Here is a 15,868-nt window from a genome sequence, read left to right on the forward strand (position 1 = left end):
GATTTGTTTAGTTTTTGGTTTTGTCGCTATTAATACGTGTTTGAGCTGAAACCGTGACAGATTTTCCTGCTGGAAGCTCTGTAATAGTCCAACGTAATGCACGGTAGTCCTTAAGCGGAACATTCACCATTTGGTTACCCTCTTTGCGCTTTAAAGGCATCGGGGCAAAATTCATACCGTCTGTACTTGCTTGCACATTTTCTGGCTGTGACTTACCCAAAAATTGGGTTTCTACTGGGATTGGTAAAGTCGCCGCAAGATTTTTAATTTTTCCAGCCGTGTTATTGGTATACGTCGCACGATACTCAATCACATCATTCGGCTTGACTTTGGTGACTAGCTTAGCGGTCGATTTTCCATCTGCACTCGCACTAACCAGATAGGTTTTTAATTCTACTGATACAGGATCTTTTGATACTTTAGTTTCAGCACTTGCATTTACAGCTAAAAGTAAAGCCGCTACTGCAAATAGACCTGTTTTCCATTGACTTGTTAAATACATATTGCTTGCTCCAAAACGCACGATCCCATTTTTTGAACTGCAGTTTCGACTTTTCGATACCCTATTCAAACAAATGCTTAATAATTACAAAAATACATCATTTCAATACACTTTTGTTGATAAATATCACACTTTTTTACGTTAAATACGAATTGATTCAAGCAAAGCAACTTTTATACCAACTTTGTCTATTTTGGTATTCCAGTTGCCTTTGCTTATTTAAAGTTTACTTACGCTCAGAATTATTGTGTGACGCAGAATCTTAGGGAGCCAGCTGCAGCAGGATTTAACATTCCCGTTAAATTCCATTGCAATGAACTACCTGAGCTATTTGTACTACACGTGTTTCCGCTAGGCGTTGAGACGCAGCTGATGCTGCCAAGATTTGTACCCGTTGGTAAACTATCTTTGATTTTCACGTTCTGAAGTTTCTTGGTACTATTATTTTTATAGATAATTTCATACTCTAAATTATCTTGCTTTCTGGCTTGATTATTCACAGAAAAAGCATTTTGATCAGCCGCCGAGGATGGGCAACTTGCAACAGCACGGACTTTTTTTGTCAATGTTAAGCCAGCACTGCCAATAAGTGTCATATCTTGACGTTTAACAGTCTGCGCCGAAATTGTCTGCACAGGATTAGCCAAAGCCACAGCATAACTCGCTTGCAGTGCTCCAATATGCTGTGCACCTGCAACGGCATTTGTCGGCACATGTACACGCTGAACTAAACAAATATCCGCATTTGGCTGCAATAAAACTGAGTTTGCTACGCTTGGATTAAATAGAGTTTCTCCCGCATCCACATTGCCATTACAGTTGGTATCGCGATACACCAAAGCTTGCCACTGCTGATCATTGCTTGAGTTTGGCTGCTGAGAAAGCACTTGATTTAACTGTGTAAGCTGTACTGGAGATTGCGCAACTAAACGATGTGGATATTCAGTCACATCGCCTGCTACAGCCGTATGCTGACCATCTTCAGTAAAGAGCACATTCAGGTTAGCATCACCAAAATTATTGTTTGGATAGCTTACAGCAGCAGTTTTTGCCAGTGTGACTGTATCAGTATTTCGATTATAAGTTCCCGTTGGGCTAGAACCACTCACCGAGGTATATTCAGGTAAGTTGGTTTGTACGATACAGAACGTTGCTGGCAACTGGCTTTGATCAATACTAAAACGATACTCACCACTAGCATTCGTTGCTGTAGTCGCTAAGGATGTTGAACTACAATTGGTTAAACTAATCTTGCTATTAGCAATTTCAATTTCGCCTGTATCTTGAACAGCATTGTACGCTTTACTAACATCCCCTGTAGTACCACTATTATCAGTAAATACTTTACCTGAAACGATCACATCCAATGCTGTTCGTGTATTTTTATAGGTACATACAGTAATAACTGTATTATTACTAACGGTAATTGTACGCCCAACCAATCCATCATTTAATGGCGTTCCACCATTACAAGCTGTCGTTATCGTATATTGACTTGCATTTCCACTGATGAAACTTTCAGCTGGTAATGAAATGACATCTCCTGAATATACTGTTACCACACCACCTGATTCAATATTATTTCCGCTAGAAATAGAAACCATGCCAGGATTGTTCGTTCCACCTGTGGTAACCACTTTTATCTGATCATTAATAACAGCATTTTTCCACTCTTTCACTAATCTAATTTGTTGTGGAATACGGCTATTGTTATATGTACAGGTAATTAACTTGCCCATATCACTAGCACCAATCGTTAAGGTGTTACTTTGTTTGGCATTCGTTCCAGACAATAAATTTGCCGTTGCTCCCCCACTCGCGGTACAACTCAGGATGGCATCATAGTTATCTTTGTTCATGGTTACAGTTGCGTCATAATTTGGGTCACCAGATGCATAGTCATTTAGACCTATTTCCGCACCTAATGTGATGGTGTCACCCGCATAGACGGTAATCGCAGTACCCGAATCGCTTGAAGTTGGCGCAGTGCTTTTAAATTTATTGGTGTTAACTGCTAAACCCAACGTCGCAGGAATTGCAACCACATCACCTGTTTTTGCATTTGTCCATGTCTTGGTCAGTTTCAATGTCGCAGTTTTACGTGTGTTGGTATAAGTACATGTAATTCCTGTTGTACCACTAGATGGAATCGCTAAATTATAAGTGCCATCGTTATTGTTGGTCACTGTTCCTGCCGAACAAGTCGGTGTTGCGACTGTATAGTTACCATCACCTATATCAATGACTTCTTTTAATGTGACGCTGGTATTGTTTGCAATCAAAATACTAGAACTATCCGTTTGACTCGCCACACCTGTCGCAATTGACTCGAGTTTTGCCAAGCCAGTAGTAGTATCTGCAGTAATCGTTGCCTTGTCATACTGCTTAGCATTTACCCATGTTTTTTGAACTGTTAAAGTTGGGCCAGCCACAGAAACAGTATCAGTATCTGCAACACTACATACTCCTGTGCTTGTATTATAGCTACGCACAACACCACCTGAATTACTAGCAGTACAACTTACTCCTGAATTAGTCACCCCCGAAGGTGCTGCGACTGACGCAGTATTATTGGTAGTCGAAATACTGCTTGACGATATGGTTGCCGTTACAATGACTTCATAGAACTCATCAGTATCTAGTTTTGGTAAGGCATATCCACTCTCGATCTGAGACGTTGTAGGCGTAGAACTTGGCGTACATTTATTATTGTTTGCATTACTACAGGTCACACTGGTTTTTGTTTGATTGGTGCCAACAGCATCAGCCAACGTTGCCCCCATTACAGGGGTACTGCCTTTATTGGTGACACGTACCAAATAAGAAGTACTTTGCCCTCTTAGTAAGGCCGTTTCATTATTGGTTTTGGTAATATTTAAATCGGTCTGTGGATTAAGTCTGTTCACAAAAGTACACGTAATATCCGCCCCGCCTGTAACTAAATAGGTAGAAGGAATGGTGAGCACTCTACTTGAGTTAACCAAGCTACCAAAAGTTCCTGTATTCCCTGTTACAAGGCTATTGTCATCTCTACAACTGGCTTCTGTTAGGACATAGTTCGTGGGTGGTGAACTTTCTGTAATGGTGACATTCGTTCCTTTTACAGTCACGGATAATGCTGTTGGATTCGCTGGAGCAGGAATCCCTGCACTAGATGTACTTATATTATTGAGTGTTTCTGTCAGGTTAGTCTTGCTAAACGAGAATGTTCCGGTTCCACCATAAGATATTTTTTGTACTTTAACAGTAGGCAGTCTTGTATTCATGAGATTACAAGTAATAACTGCACCTGCCGTGATACCACTGCTATTAATGGTTAATGCATTTCCTGAAATGGAGGACGTTATAGTCGTTCCCGCTGCGTTTTTACAGGTGGCTGTTGAAAGCTCCCATCTCTGCCCTGTAGGCATGGTTTCTGTGATCACCACATTATTAATACTACTAATAATAAAAGGTTGTACTCCCGACTTAGTAGTATCACTATCAACTTGAGTTGAGCTTCCTGGCATATCAACAGCTACAGTTGCCGAACTTTGTAAGGTATTGGTTAAAGAATAACTAAATGTTCCAATACCACTCGTGGTTTCCTTATTTAATATAAGTGTGGCTGCGGCAACTGTCGTTTGTACACTACTACTGTTATTTGAAGTATCAATATCTGTATTGCCAATAGGTACATTTGTCGATGCAGTATTAGTGAGTATCACCCCTGTAGAGGGTGCAGTTGCCTGAATAATAACGGTACAGGTTGTGTTTTTAGCTCCACTAAAAGTACCACTAATCGTATTACTTGACTTTGTGGCAGAGCAGTTTTCACCCGATGTTGATGAGATTGTAGAAACAACAGATATAGGCGCAGATGAAAAATTAGCTGGCAATGTATCGGTGAATGTTGCCAATGCAGTCTGGCTAATTGGATTTTCACCCAAATTTGTCATCACCAATCGATATTGGACAGTACCATTTGTTCCAACAGTTAGAGGATCACTGCTAAATATTCCCGAAGTTCCTGCCCGTTGACTCTTCGCTATTGCAACATTCATCTGGGTTGGCGCGTCATCATCCAGAATTGTATAGGTGGTTGTACCATTTCCTGCTGAACCACAAACAGATGAAGAATATAAGTAAAAATTACTATCGTCTCTTTGAATGGTGACAGTAAATTGTTCGTCTTCCTCCTTAACATTATCATTTAAAATTTCTACAGGAATACTTAATGTATAGGGTGTGCCCATCCCATAATCACCTGCTGGAATGGTTTTGGTAAACGTTTTATTAGTGCTGCCATTAATTTTGTAATCTAAATTGATTTCAGCATTTTTGGGAGGTGTGCCATCATTTACATTAAAAGTTAAATTTAAACCGCCCGTAGGAATAACACCTACAATAATGACTTTAATATCTTGGGGAGTACCATTTTCAGGAATATTATAGTTTGCTGAGGCAAACTCAATAATTGGTTTTACCGAAATTTGAATTGCATCTAAAAAATTACCAAGCGAACCTGATGAGCCTGTGTCTGCTTTAAAACCTAAAACCGTTTGACCTGTTGTACCCGTGTAATTAAATGTTCCATTGTAATCTGCCCAAAATTTATTACCATTATAAGGCACAACACCTGATGACACATTACAGTTACCCGAAGCACAACTTAAAATTGTTCCTGCCCCATTTTGAGAGGTTGCTACACTGACAATCGTTTGTGCACCTGCACGTAACGACATTTTATCTATCGCACCACGGCCATTATGGCTCAATTTCCACGTTACAGGCTCACCCTGAATCAGACAGACGTTTTGCTGCATTTCTGAATATTCTTCAGCATTTAATTCAGCAAATACATTCCCTTGTCTTGCAGGAATATTACTAAACCCATGTGACCACAGCTCAATCAATTTACCAAACTGTGCAGTTGTACTACCACAGCCGCCACTCCCTTGCATACTTCTATGGGTTGTATTCCAGCCAGGCACATTTGCTGCATCAACCTGCACATAGCATGCCGTACCTAATGGGGTACTCTCAAAATCAAAATTTAAATAACTACGTTGGTAAGCTGCCTGAGCAACAGTAATACCACTGATTAGTACAGCAAACAGAATCAATAATTTTAGAACAGCATGATTAGCAAGTTTCATTATCTTGAATTTTTCCATTGAATTACTGACCCACATAGCGCACCCCAAAATTAAATTCGTAGCTTTGATTTGCCATCACACTATTTAACGTTCCAGTTAATGCCCCCACCTGACCCATTGTAGGACTGGTGACACTACTGCAAGATGTACACACTGGAGATTGCGATAGAACCGTATAAGTAGGTGTCATATCTCTAAAAGTAAAAACACGATTTAAATCCGCTGCACTGGTGTTGGTCAAAATCACTTTATACAATACGCACTGACCCTGACCATTCGCTTGCTGACCAATATTCAAAGTATTCGCACTGTAGGCTTCGTCCGCTGTACCATTACAATCAAAATCTCGTGCTTGTAATTTATTCAGCTTAAGCTGTGCCTGAGCCACTGTGGTCACATCAACAATGGAAGCTAAAACTTGACTGTTACTGGAATTTGTCAAATTCACTACGGTGCTGTTCGCTTGAGTGACGTTATTCGCAGCCAGATTCTGAACTTGCAATAGCAATTTTACCTGCTGATATGCAACCAGCTTGCCATTGGGCAAATCTGCTAAGTTTTTAATGATCAAGTCACTTCCATCCACGATTCCATTAGCATTGGCGTCATAGAAAAGTGTGCTATTAAAGGCTTGTTGATCATCACTAATCAGAAAACTATAGTTGCCGCTAAAATCAGTATCCGTATTATTAATTAATGTATGACTGTAAACGACAGTCCCGAGCGGAGCCACTTGACCGCGGGAGTTCGGCATAAATTCCACTTGTGCAACTGCATTTACACTTTGAATGGTAATCGCATTTTTAATTGTATCTTGGCTTGGATTGCTACTGTTATTTCCACTGACAAAACTGGCTGAAAGAACACGGAAATAAATGGGTATGGTCACACTGTTATTTATTTTATCTATTTCAACAACGGCACACACAAGCTGACTTTCGCCATCATTCAGGTAACTGGTTTTACCAATTTCAGCCCCCAAAACAGTACAATTTGTACCATTTTGTGCGACATGAAAACGAACTCGATTCACGCCACTGGGTAAAGTTAGACTACTAAAATCGCTGCTTGCATTTGCGCTGAGTAAATATTCTGTTCCCACACCGGTATGGGTTACTTTCAATGGAAAAATGGCTTGACCACCAGCAACTGGGTTAATACTGGTTGATGTCGTTACAGTTTTCCAAGCAACGCCCGCATTATCAATATTTCCATTACCCAAAGCATTATTTTCAGGACTATTGGTTAAATCGACCAATCGAGCGGCGGTCGTTGCCAGTAAACTACCTTGGTCTTTAATCAAACTTATTTTAGTTGTATCGCCTAAAGACTGAGCCTGAGGAGAGACTTCAAATAGAGTATTACTTGTCACTGCATAGCTGCTCGGTAAACGAACTTTGACAATAATCGGGAAATTGACACTAGCACTAGGTGACAATAAACCCGTGTCAGGAATACCATCACCATTACTGTCTAATAATGGCGTTACGCCATCCGCACGATAAAATTCAATTTGGCTACCCGTAGGAAATGTACTCCCAGTCAAAGTTAAATTGAATCGATCGACACTGTTTCCTGTGTTCCAAACATAGTTATTAAAAACCAGCTCGCCACCTTGCATGACTGATGCAGCCGTAATTGCAGTACTGTTGTTTACATCGCTTGTGCTGCCATTAATTTTGACCGCATAAATTGGCGCAACACTAAGCACTGCGGTATTACTTAAATCAGAAATAGTTGCTGTTGAGCTATTATTATCATGGTCGTATTGAAAACTAACTGTATTGTTAACTGCGCCAGCCAACACTTTATTTATTTTAACTTTAAATTCGATATAGCCAACACTGTTTGCAGCAATGCTGCTCAATACCGCACTCACCACATTGGATGTGACACTATAATTTATCCCTGCTGGATCATTGCTTCCCGTATTTGGATTAACCCCTGCGCCATTCCAGTTTTCACCACTATTTGATTGATATACCAGACTAGAATCAAGCGTATCCGTTAACGTTACTACGCCTGTAGCAACACTACTTAAGTTTTGATAATCCAAACGAACGGTAATGACATCGCCATTTGCGACCGAGGTTTGAGAAAATTTCTTACGCACAGTCAAAGCCGACTGGTTGGTAACCGTGGCTGTATCGATATTGGTTTTATTGCCTGAAGCATTATTTAAAGATGTGATATTTAATGTTAATAAACCATTCTGACTGACAGTCGCGCCACTCGGCACATCCGCCGCCACAATAATACCAACAGACTCACCCTCACTTAAAGCATAAGAGGTCATTGCCGCACCATCTGGCACGGCATCATTATTTTTATCTAAAAATACCGATAAATTACTCAAATCATAACTATCGCCAGTATTATTGCTGACAGTAAAGGTATATTGATCTGTTTCATTGCCAGTATTGGTTAAGGTATGACTAAAATAGACCGTTTGCCCTGCAACCACAGTTTTTGCATTGTTTGCGGTTAAATTGACTGAATAAACTGGCAGAATCGTGGTTTGAACTAAATTCGAGCGGCTGACCTGAACAACCGTAGAGCCTTCTTCAGTATATTCACCAATCGCCATATTACTGATAATTTGCCGAGTCGAAACAGCCGCAAAACTGGACGGTTGCATCAGCAGCACAGTACTGACTAAAACAGCCAAAGAAATAATTTTGGTACGGAAATTATCGAATGTATTCATGATATTCATCTTCTATTATCCACCCAACTTAAGGTGTTACTTGAATAGAAAAGTACAGTGCTGCCTGCTCTTGTGGTGCAAGTGCTCCAATATTTCCTGAGATTTGATTCCCACTCACCACTACAGCACCTTTGCTCACCGATGGCGCTAAACTGCTGCGCAAAATACTATAAGCGGGCACGACATCATTAATCACAACATTAGCGGCGGGTGTTGAACCATCATTTTTAATGGTTAAGCGATAGGTCACACATTGCTTCGGTTTAATCATTAATGGCGTACTGCTGTATGTGGCTGTAGCAACATTCATCAACACACAAGTTTCATCTTTGGTTTGTTCTTTGGTTAAACGAAGTTGTGTCGGGTCGACCGTGGTTAAATCGGTATTTTGGACGGATACCAACGTCACGCCTTGAATGGTATTAGTCGCTGAAATAACAATATTGGCAGCACTCGCTATACCATTGGTTGCTGTGGTTGGCGCCTGAACTTTTAGCAGCAGCTGAATTGAATTTTGAGGTGCTAAACCGCTGGAAATAAACAAATCCGTGGCGATTGGGTCTGTAGCATCCAGCACGCCATTATTATTTGCATCGTAATATAGCGTATAGCTAAAGCCATCATTTGGATTCTGCGGCACAACATTTAAGCTCACTTTGCCACTGGCATCACCTTCAACAAATGAACCTACATTTTTTAAGCTATGTAAATAAACCACAGTACCGCCGATATTAATTCGGCCTTGCTGATCATTGGCTAAGGTTAGCTGTCTATACGCAACATCAACTTGGTCTTTGATGCTGTCCCCTTGCGCATTCATCGGCGATTTCATCGCAAACCAAATTGGAAAATTCGATAAAGTTGTATTGGCAGGAACACTGACCACAGCGCAATATTGTTTAACCGCCCCAGCAGCCAAAGTTCCAGTATTGCTGATTTCACCTTGCAAGGCTTGGCAAGAGGCATCTCCATTGTAAAACTTCACTTTCCAGTCTGCTGGCAAAGTGGTACTCATGCTATTAATATCAATGCTCGCACTTGAAGCATATAAATTATAATTATTCGCTACCGTACTATTATTTTTAATCACCAGTGGGAATACTGCATTTGCACCTTTTGCGGCATTTTTGATCAGTAAGGCTTGCCCACCTGAATCCGCAACATTTCCAATACCTAAACCCGAATTATTACTGTTATATAAATCGCTGTCACCGATATTCAGCGTATTGATTAATCGGTCACGTGTGCTATTTCTCACTGCCGTATCAGTGATTGATGCCGCTGTAATATCAAAATCCATGCTTGCTGTTGAAGTACAATTCGCAGGGAAATAAATTCCCAGTTTAATGGCTTTGGATAGGCCCGCAGCTAAACCACCCGTATCAACAACCCCATCACCATTGCTATCTGTGAGCAGCGTGCGACCATCCGCATGATACAAACGAACTACAGCACAACTTGGAACATTACTTTTAATTAAACTTAAATTATACGTATCTGTTGCTTGCCCAGTATTCCAGACATAATGATCAAATTGAATTTCTTTGGCCGTTCCGGCAAAGGTATTATTTTGAGTTTGTAAATTATTCGCACCGCTATTTGGCTCACCATCATCATTGGCATTAGCAGAGCTATAGTTTAATACGACGCCTAATGTTTGCTGCACATTAAAAATCACGGTATTGGTTGTTGTACTTTTTAAAACCGTATTTGATGCATTATATTGTTGATAATCCGCAGTATTTGGAACTTTTTCTACTGCATTCGGATTCACCGTCACTTTAAAGCTGACCGTCCCCTTACTTAAAGCAGCAATACTCGCTAATTCGATATCAACTTGGCCGTTACTTACTTTATATTTAATTGCAGCATTTGCACCCGTTTCAACATCATCAGCATCCGTCAGTGAACCAGAACCATTACCCCAACTACCACTGCCAGATTTATAGCTGAGATCTGTCGCTAAAGTATCGCGTAAAACTAATCGGGCTGCTGCTGTACCCGTATTTATATAGCTAAAAGTGTAAGTAATTTCTGTGCCAGTTTTCCCTGTACTCACACTTTGCGCTTTAGTGACCTGAACCACGGCATCATCAACAACTTTTGCGGTATCACTCACCATCATGACGACCGCATTATCATGCTGACTTGTGGCAGTTAAAGTAAAATTTGCAACATTATTTGCGGAAACATTGGTGGGAATGCTTCCAACCACCACCAATGAAGCAAATTCACCCGCCTCTAATCGAAAGCTCGTAGTTGTATTTAGTAAGTTATTGTTATCATCAGGCTCACCATTTTGATCCCGATCGATATAAACAGCCACATTGTCTAAATTGAATTGATCATTGCTGAGCTGACTAAGACTCAATTTATAATCGTCAACAATATTACCGGTATTTGTTAACACATGTGGAAAATTAACTTTACTTCCAATGGTGCCAATGTTTTGTTGATTGCTTTGTAAATTGAGCGCATAAATAGCCTGAACAGTCAGAACAACAGCGTTGGAATTAATTACTTGCAGATTGCCCTGCTCATCATAAAAATCACCGCTGGCAATATTGGTAATACTGCTTCCGGCTTTAGGCTGAGCAAAAACCACTGTACTTTGAAATCCAATAAATAAGCCAAGTAAAGTGATCCATGACGTTTTTAAAACAGCACTTTTCTTGAATTGGCTTATCATGTGTATGAACCTGCAAAATTTATTATAAAGACAAAGTTTATTTACAATTCCTAACACATAATACTACAAAAATATGAACTTAAACACACAATGAAACATTTTCGTTAAATTATCACGCAGAAAATAATTCTATATCTTGGTCATTATTTTAAATAAATTTGCCCCTAGCGCTATTTTATCCATCATATTTTAGGCAATTTAATCGTATATACGTCCCAAAATACTTCAAGTTCATCCTCGTTTTACGACCACACAATCACCATGGTGAGCATAAAATAAACACCGACTAATAAAGTGAAAAGTAAAAATAAAGTGCTAGGTGGCTAAAATTTGGTTTTTATTCAATCCCGATAAAAATCAAGCCGCATGTCTTTGAAGACAATTTTAATGCAAGACCCTTGCCACTCTCCCCGTGCAATCATCAGCTTAATCAGCAATCAAAATTACAGTGTCATGCTGGTGGTGAGGTATCATTTTTATTCTTTTTTCTATGCTGAAATATATAAAAAAAGAAGGAGCTTAGGCTCCTTCTTTTTAAATCCTAGCAAGGCTGCAATTAGATACCATATTTGACACGGTAATCTTCCATTTTCGCTAAAGCCTCTTTCTCACCTTTCGCAGCTAAGAAGTCCATTAAATCTTTCATGCTAATTAAGGCATGAACAGGTATTTCTAACTCTTTTTGTACTTCTTGAATCGCAGAAAGTTTACCTTGACCTTTTTCTTGACGATCTAAAGCCACCAAAACCCCTGCAATTTGCGCACCGGCATTTTTAAGAATCGTCACCACTTCACGAATCGCAGTGCCTGCCGTGATTACATCATCAATGATCCAAACTTTTTTACCTGCAACAGCAGCACCGACCAAAACACCACCTTCACCGTGATCTTTGGCTTCTTTGCGGTTAAAGCCCCAAGGTACACTGACACCATGATTTTGCGATAAAGCCACCGCCGTTGCTGCAACAAATGGAATCCCTTTATATGCCGGTCCAAAAATCACTTCAACATTATCACAAGCGATTAATTGATCCGCATAGCCGGAAGCCAACAGTGTTAATGCTTCACCATCATTGAGCAAACCTGCATTAAAAAAATAAGGACTCACACGACCTGATTTTAAAGTAAACTCACCAAATTTAAGCACACCGCGTGAGAGTGCAAGTTCGATAAAAGCTTGAGGGTTAAAAGTCGCTTGCGAGGTCATGAGGTGCTCCGAAATTCATAATATAGAGGTTATGACTGCGCATGATACCAAAGAGTAGCTATCCAAGTGATCAAAAAATTCTACGAGTCGTTTCAATTAACGTCAATGGCTTGCGTGCATCTGTCACCAAAGGCTTACTGGAGTGGATGGAACAATCTGATGCAGACGTGATTTGTATGCAGGAAAGCCGGATCACCCATGCTCAATGGACGGATAAATTTAAACCTGAAGGTTGGTATGCCCACCTCTTCCCTGCGGAACGAGCAGGTTATGCAGGGACTGCGATTTATAGTCGCCTACCTTTTGTTTCTGTAACGCAAGGTTTAGGTTTTGAACTGGCCGATTCTCAAGGACGCTTTATTGCTGCGGAATTCGATTTAGGTTTAGACAAGCCAGTGCATATTTGTTCACTTTATTTACCTTCAGGTTCATCAGGTGAAGAAGCACAAGCACGTAAAGACCACTTTTTAGATCAATATCAAGATATCTTAAAACAATGGCGGGATGAAGATAAATCCATCATCGTCTGTGGTGACTACAATATCGTACATAAACGCATCGATATTAAAAACTGGTCGGGTAACCAAAAATCTTCTGGCTGTTTACCACATGAACGTGCATGGCTAGATCATATTTATGATGATTTAGGTTATGTCGATACCTTCCGTGAAGTGCGTAAAGAAGCTGAAATCTATTCATGGTGGTCAAATCGCGGACAAGCCCGTGCCAATAATGTTGGTTGGCGGATTGATTACCAAGCCTGCTCACCCGACTGGAAAGCACGCACCATCAATGCTTGGGTGTATAAAGAGACTTGGTTTAGCGACCATGCCCCAGTGATTATTGATTATAAAATCGAGTCAATATAGTTTATTTGGGTGAACACTCGTTCACCCAATACCATCCAAAATCCTACAACACTTGACGCGTTTGTATATTTTTATACAGCCGCTTTCAGTGCATTATAGCTTCACGGCACAGGGACATGTCAGGATGACAGCAAAAGGATGGGACGCCGTAGGATGAAAACAAAATAAACCACTTAGGTTGTTTATTTTGCAAGGATGTGACAATGGACGTTATATTGAGACCCGCATGATCAGGATGATTAAATGCGGGTTTTCTCTTTTTATATCTCTATTCTTTTAATCATAGATAGTATTGTTTTAATCATCATGTTCTTCTGATCTATAGCGCTATATTGGCAAATCTAAATGTCAATTTCATGACATGATTCGCGATCTTTAAATATTTAATCCGGCTTATTTTCTCTAGAGCTTCTCTAAGATTTTCGTTACGCTATCTCGGAATAGAAAATGGAATGATCCGCTTATGCTTAAAATTTATGGTATCAAAAATTGTAGTTCAATGAAAAAAGCCTTCGACCGATTAAATCAACTCGGTTTGGCATATGAGTTTCATGATTATAAAAAACAAAGCATTGATGCTGAAACAATCAAAAAATGGCTCAATGACGTTGGGCAAAATGTAATTCTGAATAAAAAAGGCACCACATGGCGCAAATTAAGCGAAGCAGAGCAACAAGCTGCACTTTTGAATGAAACAAATTTAATTCATGCCTTAACAACGCATAGCAGTTTGATCAAACGACCTGTACTTGAAACTGAACAAGGCTATATTGTCGGTTATGATGAAGCAGCCTATAACGCTTTAAAGTAATTAGCATCAGTTCTGTGCAATAAAAAAACCTAACTGAATATCAGCTAGGTTTTTTTATTACTTTATGATTATTTTGAATTAGTTTGCACGAATCCAAACTTGGTTACGACCCAAAACAGAAACACCAATAAAGCCACGTAATTCTAATTTTTTACCACCTTCCACGATTTGACCTTTTAATTTGTAGGTTTTACCAGATTGTGGATCAAGGATTGTGCCATTTTCATAGCTGTTACCACCCGCATTTTGAAGACCTTGAACAATTCTTAAACCTTTTAAAGATTTATTATGGTATGGACCTTCACATTTTTTACATGCGTTTTCTTCACCTACTGTCAAAACATTTTGAATGCTTGCAGAAAGTGAGCCATTTTTTTGCTCAGTAAATTTTACAATAGCTTTGGGTTGTTTGGTTTTGTCATCAATTGTCTTCCACACAGTACCATTTAATGGATCAGCAGCGTTCGCTAAAACTGTGAATCCAAGCAATCCTAATGCAAGTGCAATTTTTTTCATTTTTGTTCATTTCCCTAGTCTGGTTTAGACTTGTTTATTGTTAAAAAGTCACACCATTTTTGCAATTTTTGAATGTGACTATTTAGTTTAGTGTAACTTTGTAACTTATATTGGTAAATACAGCAACATCTCATCATGGAAAAATGAGATGGAAAAAATAAAGATCAGTTCGTTATGGAAACAACTCATTACAGAAAGTATTTTAAAAATCACCGTCCGTAAACCAAGCCAATTGAACTGCATTCCCGACGCGCTACGTTTTACATTAGAGCAAATATGTCGTGTGTTTTCAAGCAATAAACAGGTCCAAATTTGACCACGAGACTGAGCAGCTAAAAAAATAAAATCACTAAGTAAATCATTGCCATTCACTTTTTCATCGGCATGGTGGAGCCTGCTTTTTCGCTGCACCGAGCACCCATCGGGTATTTTGATTCTATGTCACTGCATGTACACCAAGGCAAGTGATTCACGTCAAACATCCCTTATCACCTCAACCACCTGAGCTTCCTTCGCTTAAAGCGCTGGCTATTATTTTTAACATCTATCAAACCTTGTTCAATCAAGGTATTTAAGCCAAAAATATATTTGATTTGCTGCTTCTTATGGTGCAAGTTTGACTTGGGCTGATGTTGCCAAATATGTGCTACAACTCAATTAAATTTCAATAAATACAATCAAACTTATAAAAAAAGTCAGCCGAAGCTGACTAAAGAGGAACACTTGAGTTCAAACTTACAGGGCCTGTACTTGAGCTAAAGCCGTTGCAATCGCTTGCTCTTTTAGTTCTGGCCCCATATTGACACCTTCAGCACGAATAATTTCCACATCCTTAACACCCGTGAAGTTAAAGACGGTTTGCAAAAAACCTTCTTGGAAATCTGCTGGGCTATTTGCACCATAAACACCACCACGACTACTGGCGATATACGCTTTTTTATCACCAGCCAAACCGACAGGACCATTTTCAGTATATTGAAAGGTCTTGCCCGCCACGCTAATACGATCAATCCACGCTTTTAACGTTGAAGGAAGTCCAAAGTTGTACATGGCAGCACCGACCACCACAATGTCCGCATCTAGATATTGCTGAATAATTTTTTCGCCTAAAGCCGCTTGTTCAGCATCTTGTCCCATCAAAATTTCAGCAGTTAAATGGGGAATCATCTGCGTCGCTAAATCTAAATATTCCACGCTGGCATCGCTATGTTTCGCAGTTAATTGCGTAACAATGGCCTGACTGAGTTGACGTGAAACAGAAGCATCACCAAAAATACTTGAATCGATATGTAAAACTTTCATGCTTAAACCCTTGATCTGTATTTATTCAATGACAGCAGTTTAAGCGATCTATAAAAATAGAATAATATGCTTATATACAACACACTGTTTTATTTTTAGAACAAACTTGATGGAAATGAACTCTATT

Annotated in this window: 9 protein-coding genes; 2 read left to right on the forward strand and 7 right to left on the reverse strand. The window is 39.6% G+C overall.

Translation table 11 applies throughout. From position 1 onward, the window contains the following. Positions 1-7 precede the first annotated feature (7 nt). The 5 genes from F994_RS12160 to pyrE form a co-directional block, all read right to left on the reverse strand. Entirely contained in the window at positions 8-502 is a 495-nt protein-coding gene (locus F994_RS12160; protein WP_004650787.1) for a hypothetical protein, read from the reverse strand. A gap of 242 nt (positions 503-744) precedes the next feature. Next, a complete protein-coding gene (locus F994_RS17010; RefSeq protein WP_167555805.1) occupies positions 745-5,640 on the reverse strand; it encodes a beta strand repeat-containing protein in 4,896 nt (1,631 codons plus the stop codon). Positions 5,641-5,662: 22 nt separating this feature from the next. Then, complete coding sequence (locus tag F994_RS12170) at positions 5,663-8,356, reverse strand: hypothetical protein (protein WP_004650789.1); 2,694 nt, start codon at positions 8,354-8,356, stop codon at positions 5,663-5,665. Positions 8,357-8,375: 19 nt separating this feature from the next. After that, on the reverse strand, positions 8,376-11,036 hold the full coding sequence (locus F994_RS12175; RefSeq protein ID WP_004650790.1) for a COG1470 family protein: 2,661 nt from the start codon (positions 11,034-11,036) through the stop codon (positions 8,376-8,378). Between the two features lie 556 nt (positions 11,037-11,592). Next, positions 11,593-12,243, reverse strand: coding sequence for an orotate phosphoribosyltransferase (pyrE, locus tag F994_RS12180; RefSeq protein ID WP_004650792.1), 651 nt, complete (start codon positions 12,241-12,243; stop codon positions 11,593-11,595). Between the two features lie 41 nt (positions 12,244-12,284). On the opposite strand from pyrE, the gene F994_RS12185 reads away from it, so the two are divergent. Both F994_RS12185 and F994_RS12190 read left to right on the forward strand, forming a co-directional pair. Next, positions 12,285-13,112 carry an exodeoxyribonuclease III gene (locus tag F994_RS12185; RefSeq protein WP_004650793.1) on the forward strand — a complete coding sequence of 276 codons (828 nt, stop codon included), beginning with the start codon at positions 12,285-12,287 and terminating at the stop codon, positions 13,110-13,112. 463 nt (positions 13,113-13,575) lie between these two features. Then, entirely contained in the window at positions 13,576-13,923 is a 348-nt protein-coding gene (locus tag F994_RS12190) for a Spx/MgsR family RNA polymerase-binding regulatory protein (RefSeq protein ID WP_004650794.1), read from the forward strand. A 78-nt stretch (positions 13,924-14,001) separates the two neighbouring features. Here F994_RS12190 and F994_RS12195 read toward each other — a convergent pair whose 3' ends face one another. Both F994_RS12195 and F994_RS12205 read right to left on the reverse strand, forming a co-directional pair. Continuing rightward, positions 14,002-14,439, reverse strand: a complete 438-nt coding sequence (locus F994_RS12195; RefSeq protein WP_004650795.1) for a DUF2147 domain-containing protein — start codon at positions 14,437-14,439, stop codon at positions 14,002-14,004. Positions 14,440-15,174: 735 nt separating this feature from the next. Then, positions 15,175-15,741, reverse strand: coding sequence for an FMN-dependent NADH-azoreductase (locus tag F994_RS12205; protein ID WP_004650798.1), 567 nt, complete (start codon positions 15,739-15,741; stop codon positions 15,175-15,177). Positions 15,742-15,868: the final 127 nt, after the last annotated feature.

Origin of the sequence: Acinetobacter bohemicus ANC 3994 (assembly GCF_000367925.1) — a bacterium.
In the GTDB taxonomy this organism is placed as follows: Bacteria; Pseudomonadota; Gammaproteobacteria; order Pseudomonadales; family Moraxellaceae; genus Acinetobacter; species Acinetobacter bohemicus.

Bases quoted from the DNA above. Each gene is read 5' to 3' on its own strand.
- F994_RS12160 (WP_004650787.1), bottom strand. From the start codon at position 502: ATGTATTTAACAAGTCAATGGAAAACAGGTCTATTTGCAGTAGCGGCT.
- F994_RS12175 (WP_004650790.1), bottom strand. From the start codon at position 11,036: ATGATAAGCCAATTCAAGAAAAGTGCTGTTTTAAAAACGTCATGGATC.
- F994_RS17010 (WP_167555805.1), bottom strand. From the start codon at position 5,640: ATGAAACTTGCTAATCATGCTGTTCTAAAATTATTGATTCTGTTTGCT.
- F994_RS12190 (WP_004650794.1), top strand. From the start codon at position 13,576: ATGCTTAAAATTTATGGTATCAAAAATTGTAGTTCAATGAAAAAAGCC.
- F994_RS12205 (WP_004650798.1), bottom strand. From the start codon at position 15,741: ATGAAAGTTTTACATATCGATTCAAGTATTTTTGGTGATGCTTCTGTT.
- F994_RS12185 (WP_004650793.1), top strand. From the start codon at position 12,285: ATGATACCAAAGAGTAGCTATCCAAGTGATCAAAAAATTCTACGAGTC.
- F994_RS12195 (WP_004650795.1), bottom strand. From the start codon at position 14,439: ATGAAAAAAATTGCACTTGCATTAGGATTGCTTGGATTCACAGTTTTA.
- pyrE (WP_004650792.1), bottom strand. From the start codon at position 12,243: ATGACCTCGCAAGCGACTTTTAACCCTCAAGCTTTTATCGAACTTGCA.
- F994_RS12170 (WP_004650789.1), bottom strand. From the start codon at position 8,356: ATGAATATCATGAATACATTCGATAATTTCCGTACCAAAATTATTTCT.